A 561-nucleotide genomic window follows, 5' to 3' on the forward strand; every position below is an offset into this window, starting at 1 on the left:
GGCTCTGTTGCAAAAATCGTGAAGCTTGAGCATGCTTGGCGGAGATTGGACGGACGGAACGATGACGGATTTCAAGTGGCGCCATTTCCAGGGTGATGTGATCCTGTGGGCGGTGCGCTGGTATTGTCGCTATCCGATCAGCTATCGCGACCTTGAGGAAATGCTGGCGGAACGCGGCATTTCGGTCGACCATACGACGATCTATCGCTGGGTCCAGTGCTACGCCCCGGAGATGGAGAAGCGGCTGCGCTGGTTCTGGCGGCGTGGCTTTGATCCGAGCTGGCGCCTGGATGAAACCTACGTCAAGGTGCGGGGCAAGTGGACCTACCTGTACCGGGCAGTCGACAAGCGGGGCGACACGATCGATTTCTACCTGTCGCCGACCCGCAGCGCCAAGGCAGCGAAGCGGTTCCTGGGCAAGGCCCTGCGAGGCCTGAAGCACTGGGAAAAGCCTGCCACGCTCAATACCGACAAAGCGCCGAGCTATGGTGCAGCGATCACCGAATTGAAGCGCGAAGGAAAGCTGGACCGGGAGACGGCCCACCGGCAGGTGAAGTATCT

At 60.2% G+C, this 561-nt stretch carries 1 protein-coding gene; it reads left to right on the forward strand.

Annotation, left to right across the window (positions count from 1 at the left end; all coding sequences use genetic code 11):
- Positions 1-61: 61 nt before the first annotated feature.
- Positions 62-561, forward strand: a 500-nt coding sequence (locus NVV99_RS26350; protein WP_072249721.1) for an IS6-like element IS6100 family transposase, incomplete at its 3' end; no start/stop codon positions are given.

The organism is Rhodococcus sp. PAE-6 (genome assembly GCF_025290685.1).
GTDB lineage: Bacteria > Actinomycetota > Actinomycetes > Mycobacteriales > Mycobacteriaceae > Rhodococcus > Rhodococcus pyridinivorans.